The sequence below is a fragment of the Actinomadura sp. 9N407 genome, from assembly GCF_044326315.1.
Taxonomy (GTDB): Bacteria; Actinomycetota; Actinomycetes; order Streptosporangiales; family Streptosporangiaceae; genus Spirillospora.
Genome location: NZ_JBIRAW010000056.1, coordinates 1 through 13204 on the forward strand (window position 1 = coordinate 1; position 13204 = coordinate 13204).

Here is a 13204-nt window from a genome sequence, read left to right on the forward strand (position 1 = left end):
GCCTTGGGCGCTGGCCTGCTTTCTGCTGATCGGTCTTGTCGAGGGTCCGGTGTTCACCGCGACCCTGATGCTCCGCCAGCGGGAATCGCCGCCGGACCGCCTCGGGCAGGTCAACACCACGGGCGGCGCCAGGGGCGAACACGCCACGAGTCAACGGGGAGAGGGCGGAGCGGGAGTCGGTGGTGGCGCGTTGCGCGAGGACGGCGAGGCGGGTTCCGCGCGAGCCTGCCGGTGGCGCGTGCGGACCGACCACTTTGCGGTGTCGGCGGTGTCTATCCATCGGAGAGGGCCTCAGGAGAGAAGGAGCCGCCATGCGAGGGATGCCGCCCGCAGAGGAAACCGACCTGCTGGCACTGGCGCGGAGCGGAAGCGGCGAGGCGTTCCGCGAACTCGTCGAGCCGTACCGGCGCGAGCTCCAGGTGCACTGCTACCGCATTCTCGGCTCGATCCAGGACGCCGAGGATGTGCTGCAGGAGACGTTGCTGGCGGCATGGCGCGGGATCGGCGGTTACGAGGAACGCGCGTCGGTACGGACGTGGCTCTACCGGATCGCCACCAACCGCTGTCTCAACGCCTTGCGGGCCGGTGGCCGCCGCCCGCACGAATACCCGGCCTTCCGATCGGATGTCCCGTTGCCCGAGCCGTCGCATCGTCGAGCGGAACCGAGCTGGCTGGAGCCGTACCCCGATGTGCTGCTCGACGAGATCGCCGACCATGTGCCGGGACCGGAGGCGCGGTACGAGCTCAGGGAATCGGTGTCACTGGCTTTCCTGGCGGCGCTGCAGCAATTGCCGCCGAGGCAGCGAGCCGTACTGGTGCTGCGGGACGTACTGGGATTCCGGGCCGCCGAGGTGGCGACCATGCTCGACACGACCGTGAACGCGGTGACCAGCGCGCTGAAGCGAGCGCGGGGTGCGCTGGTCCATGAGTCGCCGGGCACCGGCAGGGAGAGTGCTCCGCTTCCGGACTCGCTGCTGGAACGGCGGATCGTGGACGATTTCAGCCGCGCCTTCGAGGCCGGGGACATCGACGCGGTCGTGGCCATGCTCACCGATGACGCGTGGCTGACCATGCCGCCGATGCCGCTGGAGTACCAGGGACCGGATGCCATCCGGCACTTCCTGGCCACGGTCCCGCTACGCGACGGCGGCCGGCACGTACTGGTTCCGACGCGGGCGAACGGCCAGCCGGCTTTCGGTGTCTACCTGCGCGATCCGCGGACGCCGATCCTGCACGCGCACGGAATGGTCGTGCTGGCCCTCTCCGGCGATCGGGTCACCGCGATGACGCGATTCCACGACAACGTGCTGCTGGCGATGTTCGGGCTTCCGCGCTCGCTGCCTGCCTCATGAGCCGCGCATCCGGCGACGATTCGAGCAGGGAGACAAGGTGGGTTCTGGCGGGGGACGGATGACGTCCAAGCAGGCATGGGTGCTGGGGCTCGCTTCGCTGGCGTCGTCCATGATGGCCCTGGACAGCCTGGTCGTGACGACGGCACTGGGCACGATGCGGCAGGACCTGGCGGCCTCGGTCGAATCACTCGAGTGGATCGTCAACTCGTACAACCTGACCTTCGCGGTGCTCCTGCTGACCGGGGCGGCGCTGGGTGACCGGTTCGGCCGCCGCCGGATGTTCGTCGCCGGGCTGGCGGTGTTCACGCTTGCGTCGGTGGGCTGCGCGCTGGCCCCGGACATCGGCACACTGATCACGTTCAGGGCGCTGCAGGGAACCGGTGCCGCGATGGTGCTGCCGCTGTCGCTCACCCTGATCACCGCGACGTTCCCGCCGCAGCGGCGGGGCAGGGCGATGGGGCTCTACCTGGGCCTGACCGGGCTGGCCACGTTCAGCGGCCCGTTCATCGGCGGCGCCGTCGCCGAGGGGTTGGCCTGGCAGTGGATCTTCTGGCTGAACCTGCCGGTAGGAGCGATCACGATCGTGCTCGCGGCACTGCGGATCGACGAGAGCGTCGGCTTGAACAACAGGTTCGACATCGGCGGGGTCGTGCTCGTGACGTCGGGCGCGTTCGGCATCGTCTGGGGCCTGGTCCGCGGGAACGCGGCGGGCTGGAACAGCGCGGAGGTCGTGGGCGCGCTCGTGCTCGGTGTCGTACTGGTCATCGGTTTCGTGCTCTGGGAGCGGCGGACCGCGGCGCCGATGCTGCCGATGCGGTTCTTCCGGGCGCGGGCGTTCGCCACGGCCAACCCGGCGAACTTCTTCGTGTTCGCGTCCCTCTACGGCACGCTGTTCTTCCTCGCGCAGTACTTCGAGACCGTCCTCGACGAGGGGCCGCTCGGTGCGGGCCTGCGGCTGATGCCGTGGACCGCGACGCTGATGGTGTGCGCGCCGATCGCCGGCAGGCTGGCCGACCGGTTCGGCGAACGGGCGTTCGTGGCCGGCGGGCTGCTGCTCCAGACCATCGGCTCGGGGTGGATCGCCCTCGTCGCCGGCACCGGCACCGGCTATCTCGACATCCTGCCCGCGCTGATCATCGGCGGGGTCGGGCTGACCATGGCGATGCCCGCCGCGCAGAAGGCGGTGGTCGGAGCGGTGCGGCCGCAGGAGATCGGCCAGGCGTCCGGCGCGTTCATGATGCTGCGGATCTTCGGTGGGGTGTTCGGTGTCGCGGTCTCGGTCGCCGTCTTCGCGAGTGCCGGGGGCTACGCGTCGGCCGACGAGTTCACTGCGGGCTTCTCGGCGGCGATGGGCGCGGTCACCGCGTACGCGTTCGTCGGCATGCTCTTCGCCCTCGGTATCCCAGGCGCTCGACCGGATCCCAGGGCCGCACCGCCGCAGACGGACGGCGCCGTACCCCGGGAGGGTCATGACGGAGGAGTGAGGGTGAAGTAGTGGCGAGCAGGGCGCGCTGGGACGGGAGAGCGGCCACGCAGATTCCACGCGAGGCCGTCAGGGGCGCGCGAGTACGTCAGGAGTTCCGCGTATCGGCGTTCGTTTCCGCCTCCTCCCGGGGCCGTGAGCGGGGGACGGCCAGGGCGATCGCGGCCGCGGAGGGCAGCGCGATGAGCAGTGCCGAGCCGATGCGTCCGTCGCGATGCTGGGCGCAGCGCACATCGGCCCAGTCGGATTCCATCGTTGGGATGCTCCCCACGACCTTCTCGCCGGACTGGCCCGCTCGAAGCACCGACTCGCAGGTGGCCTCCGCCGACGCGTCAGCGGACTTGAGGTAGATGCCCCCCGGAGAAGTCATCAGCAAGAAGTAGATGACACCGGCACCCGCCGCGGCCAGGACCATCGCCCAGCAGTTGAGAACGCTGACGTGCAGGTCCCCGACCTGCCAGCCCGTCGCGGAATCCTTGTCCTCGCCCAGTGGCGCCATGGTCTTCTCCCTGTTCAGATAGGTGAGGCAGGGTACGCGGGCCCGTTATCGATCCCTTATCGGCGGCGGTCCGGGGACCGCTGGGGCCTCATCGGAGGTGAGGCCGTGATTAATCGGTCGACTTCCGGAGGGTGGGTTCGTACTCTCAGGGCATGTTCCTCGCAGCCGGCACCCTGACGCACGCAGAGTTCGCTCTGCGGAGCGCGGTGCCGGCTGCCTTCCTTCAGGCAGCAGAGGCAGCCGCAGCCGTCGTCGACGGCGCGCGAAGCTGACCCCTCTCCGTCCCACCTTCCGGAGAACCAGCGGAGGGGGGTGGCCCGGCAGGTCCCGCGGGAATACCCGCGGGGGGTTCTCACGTTCCGCCAGGACCTAGTGAGGACGAGATCATGGCCAAGCAGCTTTTCGAGCGCTCCAAGCCGCATCTGAACATCGGCACGATGGGGCACGTCGACCACGGCAAGACCACGCTGACCGCGGCGATCACCCAGGTGCTCGCCGGGCGGGGGCTGGCGTCCGCCGTTCCGTTCGAGGGCATCGACCGTGCCCCCGAGGAGCGGGACCGCGGGATCACCATCAACATCGCGCACGTGCACTACGAGACCGCGACCAGGCATTACGCGCATGTCGACATGCCCGGTCACGCCGACTTCGTGAAGAACATGATCACGGGGGTGGCGCAGGTCGACGGGGCGATCCTGGTGGTGTCCGCGCAGGACGGCGCGATGCCGCAGACCCGGGAGCACATCGTGCTCGCCAAGCAGGTCGGTGTCCGGCACATGGTGGTCGCGCTCAACAAGGCGGACGCCGTCGAGGACACCGAGCTGCTCGACCTGGTCGAGCTGGAAGTACGGGAGTTGCTCTCCGAGTACGGGTTCCCCGGCGACGAGATCCCAGTGGTCCGGGTGTCCGGGCTGCGGGCGCTGGAGGGCGACCCGTACTGGGTGGCCCGGATCGACGACCTGCTCGACGCGGTCGACGCGTACGTGCCGGTGCCGCCGCGGCTGCTGGACCGGCCGTTCCTGATGCCGGTGGAGGGCGTGCTCACCATCACCGGTCGCGGCACGGTCGTGACCGGGGTGGTGGCGCAGGGCTCCGTCCAGATGGGGGACGCCGTCGAGGTCGTCGGGCTCGGTGACACGTTCGGCTCGGTGGCGACCGGGCTGGAGACGTTCGGGCAGCGGATGGAGCACGCCGAGGCCGGGGACAACACCGCGATGCTGCTGCGCGGCATCAAGCGGGACCAGATCCGGCGCGGCCAGGTGATCAGCGCTCCGGGCAGCATCCGGCCGCACGCGCGGTTCCGGGCGCAGGTCCGGGTGCTGACCGCGGACGAGGGCGGCCGGAGCAGGCCGTTCTTCCACGGGTACCGCCCGCAGTTCCACTTCCGTACGACGGACGTGGTCGGCGGGGTGGACCTGGGCGGCGAGCGCGAGATGGCGATGCCCGGCGACTCGGTCGAGATGACCGTGGACCTGGGCAAGCCGGTCGCGATGGCCGAGGGCCTGGGCTTCGCGATCCGCGAGGGCGGGCGCACGGTCGGTGCCGGCACGGTCACCGGCCTGCTCGACTAGGCGTACGTGACAGGGAGGGGCCCGGCGGGATGTCCCGCCGGGCCTTTTCTGTGCGTGTGCTGATGATTTCGGGGGTTCGGTGGCGAAAGTCGATCTTGGTGTGGTGAGATTCCGCTGAATCCCCCGCTGATCGAATGCCATCCTGGAGAACGAGTGCGAGCCCCCCGCGCGCTGATCCCTTTGCTCGCCGTCCTCGGTGCCGCCGCGGTCGTGGTCACCGCCGGTGCCGGCGCCGCCATCGAACGGAACACCGATACCGCGTCACCGGCCCTGGCCGACGCCGCCGAAGACGTACCCCGCGCCACAGTGAACGCGATGACCTGGAACGTCTGCGGCGACACCGGCTGCCCGCTCGGGACGCTGCCCGCCGAGCTGGCCGGGCAGATCTCGCAGCAGATGACCGCCAACGAGGTGGGCGGCCGCCAGGTCACGATGAACGCGGTGTTCCTGCAGGAGGTGTGCTCCGGGCACATCGACACGCTGCGCTCGGTCGACTGGCTGCGCTCCTGGAGCTGGGCGTTCGCCCCGATGCGTACGGCCGGCGCGGAACGTACCTGCGCGAACGGCCAGGGCCGGTACGGCGTCGCGGTCGGCACCGCGTCCCCGCTGTCCGACGTGCAGAAGACGGAGCTGCCCTCGCCCGCGCAGTACGGGCGGTCGGTGGTCTGCGGCAGCGTGGCCGCCTGGCAGACCAGGCTCTGCAGCGTCCAGCTCAGCTCGGCGCAGCCGGACGACGACCCGAGCGGCGAGTGGCGCGGCAAGCAGATCGGCGAGCTGACCGAACTCGCCGTGGAGAGCCGCGTGATCATCGGTGGCGACTTCACCGAGCAGCCGCACGCTCCGGCGCTCGACCCGCTCTACCGCGACTTCGCCGAGTGCGACCAGGGGCCGGGCGAGTCCCGTACGGGCGCGCTGACCCAGCAGGCGGCGAACGGCGCGACCGTCGCCAAGACCGACTACCTGTTCATCTCCAAGACCGCGGGCGCGTCCTGCGGCGTCTCGAAGGCCCCGACCGCCGCCTCGGACCACCGTCCGCTGGCCGCCGCGGTCCGGTTCCACTGAGCGACGGCTCGCGGCGTGCCGGGCAGGCGCGCCGCGAGCCGTTCGCGGATCAGTGGACGGAGCGCTCCTGGCCCTCCCAGTACGGGGCGCGCAGTTCACGCTTGAGCATCTTGCCGGTCGGGTTGCGCGGGATCGCGTCGCGCCGCTCGACCGAGGTGGGGCACTTGAAGTGCGCCAGCCGCTCGCGGCACCAGTCGATCAGTTCCCGCTCTGAGACGTCCTCGGCCAGCACCACGATGGCCTTGGGCGTCTCGCCCCACTTCTCGTCCGGTACGCCGATCACCGCGCAGTCGGTGACCTGCGGATGGTTCATCAGGGCGTTCTCGACCTCGGCCGGGTAGATGTTCTCCCCGCCCGAGATGATCATGTCCTTGACCCGGTCGTGGATGTAGAGGTAGCCGTCCGCGTCCAGGTAGCCGGCGTCGCCCGTACGGAACCAGCCGTCCGGCAGCAGGGCCGCCGTGGTGGCGTCCGGCATCGCCCAGTAGCCCTTCATGTTCTGCGGGGTCCGGCACAGGATCTCGCCGACCTCGCCGAGCGCCACCTCGTCCATCGTGGCCGGATCGACGATCTTGAGCTCGACGGACGGGTTGGCGATGCCCGCGCTGCGCAGGCGGTGCGCGTTCGGTCCGTCCGGGACGTGGTCCTCGGCCGGCAGGTAGGTGATCGCGCCGGTGGTCTCGGTCAGCCCGTACACCTGCAGGAACCGCGTTCCCGGCAGCATCGCCATCGCGCCGCGCAGCACGTCGTCGCTGATCGGGGACGCCCCGTACAGCAGGATCTTGAGGCTGGACATGTCCGCCTCGGCCACCTCCGGCATCAGCTGCCAGAACTGCAGCAGTACCGGTACCAGGAAGATGTGCGTGACCTTGTGCCGCTCGATCGCCTGCGCGATCGCGAGCGGATCGGGCTCGCGCGCGATGACACCGGTGATGCCGTCGAAGATGACGCACGTCGTGAGCGCGTTGCCCGCGACGTGGTACATCGGCATCGCGACCATCAGCATGGTCTCGTCGTCGATGTCCCACACGTCCCTGGTCAGCGGCAGGACCGACAGGAAGTTGTCGTGGGTCAGCATCACGCCCTTGGGAAGGCCCGTGGTGCCCGACGAATAGAGCTGGACGAAAACGTCGCTGGTGTCATGCGCGTCGCCGCCACCGGCCTCGGACGGGTCGTGCGCGTCCATCCAGGACGCGTAGTCCTGGTAGCCGTGTTCCGCGCCGCCGTCGATGACGATCGTGTGCTTGGTGTGCTCGAGCTTTCCCGCGATGGCGTCCAGGATCGGAACGAAATCCGGCCCGACGATGAAGACCTTCGCCTGCGCGTTGTTGACGATATAGGCGACCTCGTCGGGCGCCAGCCGGTAATTGATCGGAACCTGTGCGGCCCCTATCCGCGCGGCGCCGAAAAGTTGCTCGGCGTATTCGAGCGAATTCTTGTCCAGCATCGCGACCCGGTCGCCGCGGCCGACACCGGCCGCGGTCAGTGCCGCCGCGGCCCGGTCGGCGCGACGATCGAAGTCGCGGTAGGTGATCGACAGATCACCCGCATGGAATGCGATGCGATCCGGGTGCGACTGCGCCCGCTCGCGCAGTACCTCGGTCAGGCTCGGCATGGTGGCCCCTTTCTGCGGTGACCGCCTGTTCGTCTCGGAATCATGCGGTCGCCGGTGGGCCGGGCACAAGGCCTGAACGCGGAGTTTCTCGCGGCCGGATCGCTTCGGTCTAGGGGTCTCTTGGTCTGGGGTTCTATCTCTTCTTGGAAGTCTTGGCGATCAGCATCACCGCGACGTACGCGATCACCGCGATGAACCCCACGAAGAAGAAGAACTTCAGCATCGACAGCAGTGCGCCGATGACGGTCAGTACCAGCCAGATGGCGAGTACGACACCAACGATTGTCAGGATTGTGCGAGCCATGCCAACACGGTATGCGGTGTCCCGCCGAACCGTCATCACTCTGCGGGAGGATCTCGGCCTTTCCCGAGTGACCCCGGCCTCCACCCGGAGGCCGAGGTGACCCTGAGATCAGTCCCGGGGTTCTCCCTGAGCGGGCGGCGGAGGCGGAGGCGGGGCGGACGCCTCGTACGACCCGGCCGGAGGTCCGGCAGGGGGCGGCGGCTGGCCGGGCTCCCCGGGAGGAGCGTACTGGCCGGGCTGGCCGCCGGGCGGCGGGGGCTGGCCGGGCTCCCCAGGGGGAGCGAACTGGCCGGGTTGTCCAGCGGGCGGCGGGGGCTGGCCGGGCCCTCCGGGGGGAGCGAACTGGCCGGGCTGCCCAGCGGGAGGCGCGGGCTGGCCGTACTGACCGGGAGGCGGGGGCTGGCCCGGCGTTCCGGGAGGTCCGTACTGGCCCGGCTGCCCGGCGGGGGGCGGACCGTACTGGCCGGGCTGACCGTAGGGCGGTGCGGGCTGGCCGTACTGGCCCGGCTGGGGCTGACCGAAGGCGGGCTGCGGCCCGCCCCACGGACCCTGAGGCTGCTGCCGCCCCGAGGACTTGGCGGTCATGACCCGCAGTGCGGCGAGGCCTGCCGCCACCAGTACGGACAGCAGCCAGCTGCCCGCGCCGATCGCGTCCATGTGCTTCAGGGTCTCGAGGTAGATCTCGAGCCTGGCGGAGGGATTGCGCTGCTCGATGATGATCTCGGAGGCGCCGATGCCGATCAGGACGCCGATGAACCCTCCGACGAGCGCCGAGATCCCGGCCAGGATCGGGGCGAGGGGACCGGAGGGCCGGGTCAGGAAGAGCGGTGCGGCGGCGGCCACTCCGACGATCACCGAGATCAGCGCGTTCAGGACGCGGGCCATCCCGAGGCCGACGTCGGAGTTGAAGATGACGTCGAAGATGACGACGAGAACGGCGTTCGCCAGGATGGCGAGCACGAAGCCGAGCGCGATGGCTCCGAGGACGGCTCCGGTCGACGTGCGGGAACTGGATGGCGGCATCCGCTCATTAAACAACCGACGTCAATCCTCGTCGCGCGGAGTGACGAAGGGGGCAGGCCCGAACGCGCGAATCGGTCCGGCGGACGGCTCCGCCGAAGCAGGTCTTACGAGTCGGTGACGTGGGCGGGCGGCGGGTCCGGCGGCGCGTAGCGTGAGGCCGTGAACTCCGCCGTACCGACCGGCCGCGTCCTGGTGGTCGACGACGACCCCACGGTGGCCGAGGTCGTCGCCCGCTACCTGACCCGCGACGGCCACGAGGTGACGTGCGTCGCCGACGGCCTGCAGGCCCTGCGGGACGCCCGCGCCCGCCCGCCCGACCTGGTCGTCCTCGACCTCATGCTGCCGGGCATGGACGGCCTGGAGGTGTGCCGCCGGCTCCGCGAGACGTCGGCCGTGCCGATCGTGATGCTCACCGCGCTCGGTGCCGAGACCGACCGGCTGGTGGGGCTGGAGACCGGTGCCGACGACTACGTGACCAAACCGTTCAGTCCCCGCGAGCTGGCCCTGCGGGTCAGGTCGGTGCTGCGCCGCGCCCGCGGGTCCCTGGTCCCCGCCGCGTCCGGCGCTCCGCTGCGGGACGGCGATCTGGTCGTCGACGTACAGGCGCACGAGGCCGAGATCGGCGCCGAGCGGCTGGCGCTGACCACCCGGGAGTTCGACCTCCTGGTGTTCCTGCTCCGGCACCCCCGGCAGGCGTTCACCCGTGACCAGCTGCTCGAACGCGTGTGGGGCTGGTCGTTCGGCGACTCCTCGACCGTGACCGTGCACGTACGGCGGCTGCGCGAGAAGATCGAGGCCGATGCCGCCGCACCTCGCCGCCTGGTCACCGTCTGGGGTGTCGGGTACCGCTACGAGCCCGCCGACGGCGCGGAGCCGGACTCATGATGCTCCCCTTCGAGGACCTGCTGTGGGTGGCCTTCTACGCGGTGCTGGCGGCCCTGGTCGTCGCCTGCGGCGCGCTGCTCCTGCTGCATCTCCTGCGCGGCCGTTCGGTCGCCGCGCAGCTGATCGTGCTGGGAGCCGCCACCGTGCTCGCGACCGTGTCCGGCATCGTGGTGATCTCGCTGATGATGGTCCTGAACGACCATGACCGCGCGGTCGTGCTGGCGGTCGTGACCGCCGCGGCGCCGGTGGCGATGGCGGTGTCGGTGCTGCTGGGACGCCGGCTGGTCGCGGCCAACCGGACGCTCGTGGACGCGGTCCGTTCCGACAGGTTCGAGGTCCCCTCGGTACGGCTGCCCGCCGAACTGGCCGAGCTGTCGCGCGAGCTTGAGGCCGCGTACGAGCGGCTGGCCGAGTCGCACCGGCGCGAGCAGGCACTGGAGGCCAGCCGCCGGGAGCTGGTCGCCTGGGTCAGCCACGATCTCCGCACGCCGCTGGCCGGCCTGCGGGCGATGGCCGAGGCGCTGGAGGACGAGGTGGTGGACGACCCCGAGACCGTCCACCGCTACCACGGCCGCATCCGTACCGAAGTCGAGCGGCTGGCCGAGATGGTCGACGACCTCTTCGAGCTGTCCCGGATCCACGCCGGAGCCCTGCGGCTCTCGCGCAGCCGCGTCGGCTTGGCGGACCTGGTGGCCGAGGCCGTCGCCGGTACGGAGCCGCTCGCCCGGGCCAAGGGCGTCCGGCTGCACGGCGGGGTCAGCGCGGGCCTGCCGCTCCAGGTCGACGCGGCCGAACTGGGCCGCGCGCTGCGCAACCTGGTGGTGAACGCGATCCGGCACACGCCCAGCGACGGCGCGATCGAGGTCACCGGCGAGGTCCGCGACGGCGAGGCCCTGGTCACGGTCGCCGATGCCTGCGGCGGCATCCCGGAAGCCGACCTGCCCCGCGTCTTCGACGTCGCGTTCCGCGGCGAGGCGGCCCGTACACCCGGCGGCGGCGCCGGCCTGGGGCTGGCCATCGCGCGCGGCATCGTCGAAGCCCACGCCGGCCACATCGGTGTCACCAACGCAGGCCCCGGCTGCCGCTTCATAGTCCGCCTACCGGTCGTGTAGTCAGGCCCAGGCGGTCAGGCTTCGCCGGTGAGGTCTTGCCACGGTCGGTCGTGCAAGTCGCGCAGGACTTGCAGGAAGGTGGCTCGTTCGGCGGGCGGCAGGTGGTCCAGCAGGCGTGCTTCGCGTTGCCGGATGCCTGCCTGCGCCTCGTCCCGCAGCCGTCGCCCCTCCGGAGTGAGCGACAGCAGGCGGACGCGCCGGTCGGAGGGGTCGGGCGAGCGCCGGATCAGGCCACGTTCCTGAAGGTCGTCCAGGACGCCGATGATCCGCGTCTTGTCGGCGTGGATGGCCTCGGCCAGTGCGCTCTGGCTGCGTACGGGCACCTCGTCCAGGGCGAGCAGCACCACGTACGCCCACATGGACAGGCCGTGCGCGCGCAGTACGGGCAGCTCGGCCGCCGTCAGGGCACGCCCCAGGCGGACCATCATCGCCGCGAGGTCGGGCCGTTCCGCCTCGCTGGACGCTTCCTCGGTGACCTCGCGCCGGATCATGCGCCCAAGATACGCCGGGACGGAAGATAAGCGGGGCGAGGCTATAGGCATGGACAGATGATATGCAGGCGCCTACTATCTAGCCATGCCTATCAATCACATCATCGAGCTGGACCGGCGTGCCGTACGGGCGAGCGTGGCGGTGGTGTCCCGGGTGAGCCGGGACGACCTCGATCGCGCCACGCCGTGCTCGGAGTGGACGCTCGGTGAACTCCTCGCCCACATGACCGCCCAGCACCGCGGCTTCGCGGCGGCGGCCCGTGGTGCCGGCGAAGACCTCGCCATCTGGGAGGTGTCACCACTTGGGGCCGACCCATCGGCTGCGTACGCGGAGGCCGCCGACGACCTGCTCGCAGCGTTCGCCGAGGAAGGCGTACTGGAACGGAAGTTCGCCCTTCCGGAGCTGGCGGCGGGTTTCGCCTTCCCCGCGGCCCAGGCGATCGGGTTCCACTTCATCGACTACTTCGTGCACGCCTGGGACGTCGCCACATCGATCGCCGTGCCCTTCGAGGAGCCCGACGCGGACACCCTGGAAGCCGCGCGGATCATCGCCTACGAGGTGCCGGGCGGCTCGCACCGGCTCCGGCCGGGTGCGGCCTTCGGCCCCGTGATCGGGACCCCGGCCGGCACCTCCGGCATGGACGAGATCCTCCTCCAACTCGGCCGTACACCCCACCCGTGAGGGCGTGAGGCGATCAGTCCAGCGCTTCGTCGATGGCCTTGAAAGTCGGGCATGGCCAGCGCCACATGCAGGCTCGGCAGCGGCGGATCGGGTTGTCGGGGTCGCTGGTGATGCCGCCGGCGTCCTGCGGGCGGTGCAGGTCGAGCAGGCGGGTGCCGAGGTCGGCGAACGCGATCACGTCCTCGCGGGCACCGGCCAGGAAGGTCAGGTCCTCGCGGGAGAGCCGGGTCCGTACGGGGACGAAGCCGGCCTTGTTCACCAGGCGCGACAGGTACTGCGTGGACGCGCGCCAGGAGCTGGACTTCTCCGAGCGGGCGCGGATCGCGGCCAGGCGTTCCCTGAGCCGGGTCTCGCGCGGGTCGGTGATCTGGTCGGCCTTCATCGGCGGCACGTCCCCCGCGGGACCGCCGGGGCCGCTCGGCGTGCGGTGCCCTTTCGGCGGATCCGGGATTCCGGCCGCGTCGCGGGCGTGGCCGATTCCCGGGCCGTCGCCTGCCTCTGCCGCTGTCGCACCTGCACAGCCTCTCTCACCTGGCGCTTCCGTGCGGGGGATTCCCGCAGATCGCGGGCCCGGAACGGGATCTGGACGGGTGTCCAGGCGGGACTTGGGCAAGAAAAGGGCGAAGGAGATTTCGGACGTACGTCATATCGGGTAACGAGTCGCCCGGCATCGGGGGTACGCGCCACACGGGAGTTGCCGAACTCCCTGGCCCGTGCGCCGTTCGCCAGATAGTGTGCCGGACGTGGAGCTAAATGTCTCGACCGCGTCTCAGGGGGGTCACGCCATCGTCACGGCGACCGGCGAACTCGACCTCTACACCGCGCCAAGGTTGCAGACCGCGCTGGCGGGGTTGCTGCGCGAGCAACTCGACCGCATCGTGGTCGACCTGAGCGGCGTCGAATTCTGCGACTCGACCGGCATGAACGTCCTGCTGTCGGCGATGAAGCGGCTCAAGGAGCGGGGCGGCACGCTGGAGCTGGCCGCGCCGCGCCCTGCCGTCAAGCGCATCCTGCAGGTCACCGGGCTCGACACGGTCTTCATCGTGGTCGATGCCGTGCCCGTCCTGGACGCCGGCTGAACGTTCCGTCCTGACCGTCCGATGGCCCGAGCGGGAAACCTCCCGC

14 protein-coding genes are annotated in these 13204 nt (G+C 70.5%); 8 read left to right on the top strand and 6 right to left on the bottom strand.

All coding sequences use genetic code 11. The annotated features are described in order from the left end of the window. Positions 1-311: 311 nt before the first annotated feature. Positions 312-1352, top strand: coding sequence for a sigma-70 family RNA polymerase sigma factor (locus ACH34Q_RS45530; RefSeq protein ID WP_395989498.1), 1041 nt, complete (start codon positions 312-314; stop codon positions 1350-1352). Positions 1353-1389: 37 nt separating this feature from the next. Next, positions 1390-2847 (top strand): MFS transporter, encoded by a 1458-nt coding sequence (locus ACH34Q_RS45535; protein WP_395989499.1) that lies wholly within the window; start codon positions 1390-1392, stop codon positions 2845-2847. Positions 2848-2923: 76 nt separating this feature from the next. Here the strand turns inward: ACH34Q_RS45535 and ACH34Q_RS45540 are convergent, their stop codons facing one another. Then, complete coding sequence (locus ACH34Q_RS45540; protein ID WP_395989500.1) at positions 2924-3334, bottom strand: hypothetical protein; 411 nt, start codon at positions 3332-3334, stop codon at positions 2924-2926. A gap of 386 nt (positions 3335-3720) precedes the next feature. Between ACH34Q_RS45540 and tuf the strand changes: the two genes are divergently transcribed. Both tuf and ACH34Q_RS45550 read left to right on the top strand, forming a co-directional pair. Next, the gene (tuf, locus tag ACH34Q_RS45545; RefSeq protein ID WP_395989501.1) at positions 3721-4905 is read left to right on the top strand and encodes an elongation factor Tu; all 1185 of its coding nucleotides are present in this window, start codon (positions 3721-3723) and stop codon (positions 4903-4905) included. Positions 4906-5058: 153 nt separating this feature from the next. Continuing rightward, the gene (locus ACH34Q_RS45550; protein WP_395989502.1) at positions 5059-5967 is read left to right on the top strand and encodes an endonuclease/exonuclease/phosphatase family protein; all 909 of its coding nucleotides are present in this window, start codon (positions 5059-5061) and stop codon (positions 5965-5967) included. 49 nt (positions 5968-6016) lie between these two features. On the opposite strand, the gene ACH34Q_RS45555 is transcribed toward ACH34Q_RS45550, so the two are convergent. The 3 genes from ACH34Q_RS45555 to ACH34Q_RS45565 all read right to left on the bottom strand — a co-directional run bounded on the left by ACH34Q_RS45555 (position 6017) and on the right by ACH34Q_RS45565 (position 8909). After that, positions 6017-7582: a long-chain-fatty-acid--CoA ligase gene (locus tag ACH34Q_RS45555; protein WP_395989503.1), complete on the bottom strand. Its 1566-nt coding sequence runs from the start codon at positions 7580-7582 to the stop codon at positions 6017-6019. A 133-nt stretch (positions 7583-7715) separates the two neighbouring features. Beyond that, the gene (locus ACH34Q_RS45560) at positions 7716-7886 is read right to left on the bottom strand and encodes a hypothetical protein (RefSeq protein ID WP_395989504.1); all 171 of its coding nucleotides are present in this window, start codon (positions 7884-7886) and stop codon (positions 7716-7718) included. 108 nt (positions 7887-7994) lie between these two features. Next, positions 7995-8909 (bottom strand): hypothetical protein, encoded by a 915-nt coding sequence (locus tag ACH34Q_RS45565; protein WP_395989505.1) that lies wholly within the window; start codon positions 8907-8909, stop codon positions 7995-7997. 159 nt (positions 8910-9068) lie between these two features. Between ACH34Q_RS45565 and ACH34Q_RS45570 the strand changes: the two genes are divergently transcribed. Together ACH34Q_RS45570 and ACH34Q_RS45575 are read left to right on the top strand one after the other, a co-directional pair. Continuing rightward, a complete protein-coding gene (locus tag ACH34Q_RS45570) occupies positions 9069-9794 on the top strand; it encodes a response regulator (RefSeq protein WP_395989506.1) in 726 nt (241 codons plus the stop codon). After that, positions 9791-10906 (top strand): sensor histidine kinase, encoded by a 1116-nt coding sequence (locus ACH34Q_RS45575; RefSeq protein ID WP_395989507.1) that lies wholly within the window; start codon positions 9791-9793, stop codon positions 10904-10906. Before ACH34Q_RS45570 ends, ACH34Q_RS45575 begins: the two co-directional genes overlap by 4 nt. 14 nt (positions 10907-10920) lie before the next feature. Here the strand turns inward: ACH34Q_RS45575 and ACH34Q_RS45580 are convergent, their stop codons facing one another. Next, positions 10921-11397, bottom strand: coding sequence for a MarR family winged helix-turn-helix transcriptional regulator (locus ACH34Q_RS45580; protein WP_395989508.1), 477 nt, complete (start codon positions 11395-11397; stop codon positions 10921-10923). An 85-nt stretch (positions 11398-11482) separates the two neighbouring features. Between ACH34Q_RS45580 and ACH34Q_RS45585 the strand changes: the two genes are divergently transcribed. Beyond that, positions 11483-12079, top strand: coding sequence for a TIGR03086 family metal-binding protein (locus ACH34Q_RS45585; RefSeq protein WP_395989509.1), 597 nt, complete (start codon positions 11483-11485; stop codon positions 12077-12079). 13 nt (positions 12080-12092) lie between these two features. Here ACH34Q_RS45585 and ACH34Q_RS45590 read toward each other — a convergent pair whose 3' ends face one another. Beyond that, a complete protein-coding gene (locus ACH34Q_RS45590; RefSeq protein WP_395989510.1) occupies positions 12093-12461 on the bottom strand; it encodes a hypothetical protein in 369 nt (122 codons plus the stop codon). 361 nt (positions 12462-12822) lie between these two features. On the opposite strand from ACH34Q_RS45590, the gene ACH34Q_RS45595 reads away from it, so the two are divergent. Further along, on the top strand, positions 12823-13158 hold the full coding sequence (locus ACH34Q_RS45595) for an STAS domain-containing protein (protein ID WP_395989511.1): 336 nt from the start codon (positions 12823-12825) through the stop codon (positions 13156-13158). Positions 13159-13204 lie beyond the last annotated feature (46 nt).

Bases quoted from the DNA above. Each gene is read 5' to 3' on its own strand.
- tuf (WP_395989501.1), top strand. From the start codon at position 3,721: ATGGCCAAGCAGCTTTTCGAGCGCTCCAAGCCGCATCTGAACATCGGC.
- ACH34Q_RS45585 (WP_395989509.1), top strand. From the start codon at position 11,483: ATGCCTATCAATCACATCATCGAGCTGGACCGGCGTGCCGTACGGGCG.
- ACH34Q_RS45540 (WP_395989500.1), bottom strand. From the start codon at position 3,334: ATGGCGCCACTGGGCGAGGACAAGGATTCCGCGACGGGCTGGCAGGTC.
- ACH34Q_RS45560 (WP_395989504.1), bottom strand. From the start codon at position 7,886: ATGGCTCGCACAATCCTGACAATCGTTGGTGTCGTACTCGCCATCTGG.
- ACH34Q_RS45555 (WP_395989503.1), bottom strand. From the start codon at position 7,582: ATGCCGAGCCTGACCGAGGTACTGCGCGAGCGGGCGCAGTCGCACCCG.
- ACH34Q_RS45590 (WP_395989510.1), bottom strand. From the start codon at position 12,461: ATGAAGGCCGACCAGATCACCGACCCGCGCGAGACCCGGCTCAGGGAA.
- ACH34Q_RS45575 (WP_395989507.1), top strand. From the start codon at position 9,791: ATGATGCTCCCCTTCGAGGACCTGCTGTGGGTGGCCTTCTACGCGGTG.
- ACH34Q_RS45530 (WP_395989498.1), top strand. From the start codon at position 312: ATGCGAGGGATGCCGCCCGCAGAGGAAACCGACCTGCTGGCACTGGCG.
- ACH34Q_RS45565 (WP_395989505.1), bottom strand. From the start codon at position 8,909: ATGCCGCCATCCAGTTCCCGCACGTCGACCGGAGCCGTCCTCGGAGCC.
- ACH34Q_RS45580 (WP_395989508.1), bottom strand. From the start codon at position 11,397: ATGATCCGGCGCGAGGTCACCGAGGAAGCGTCCAGCGAGGCGGAACGG.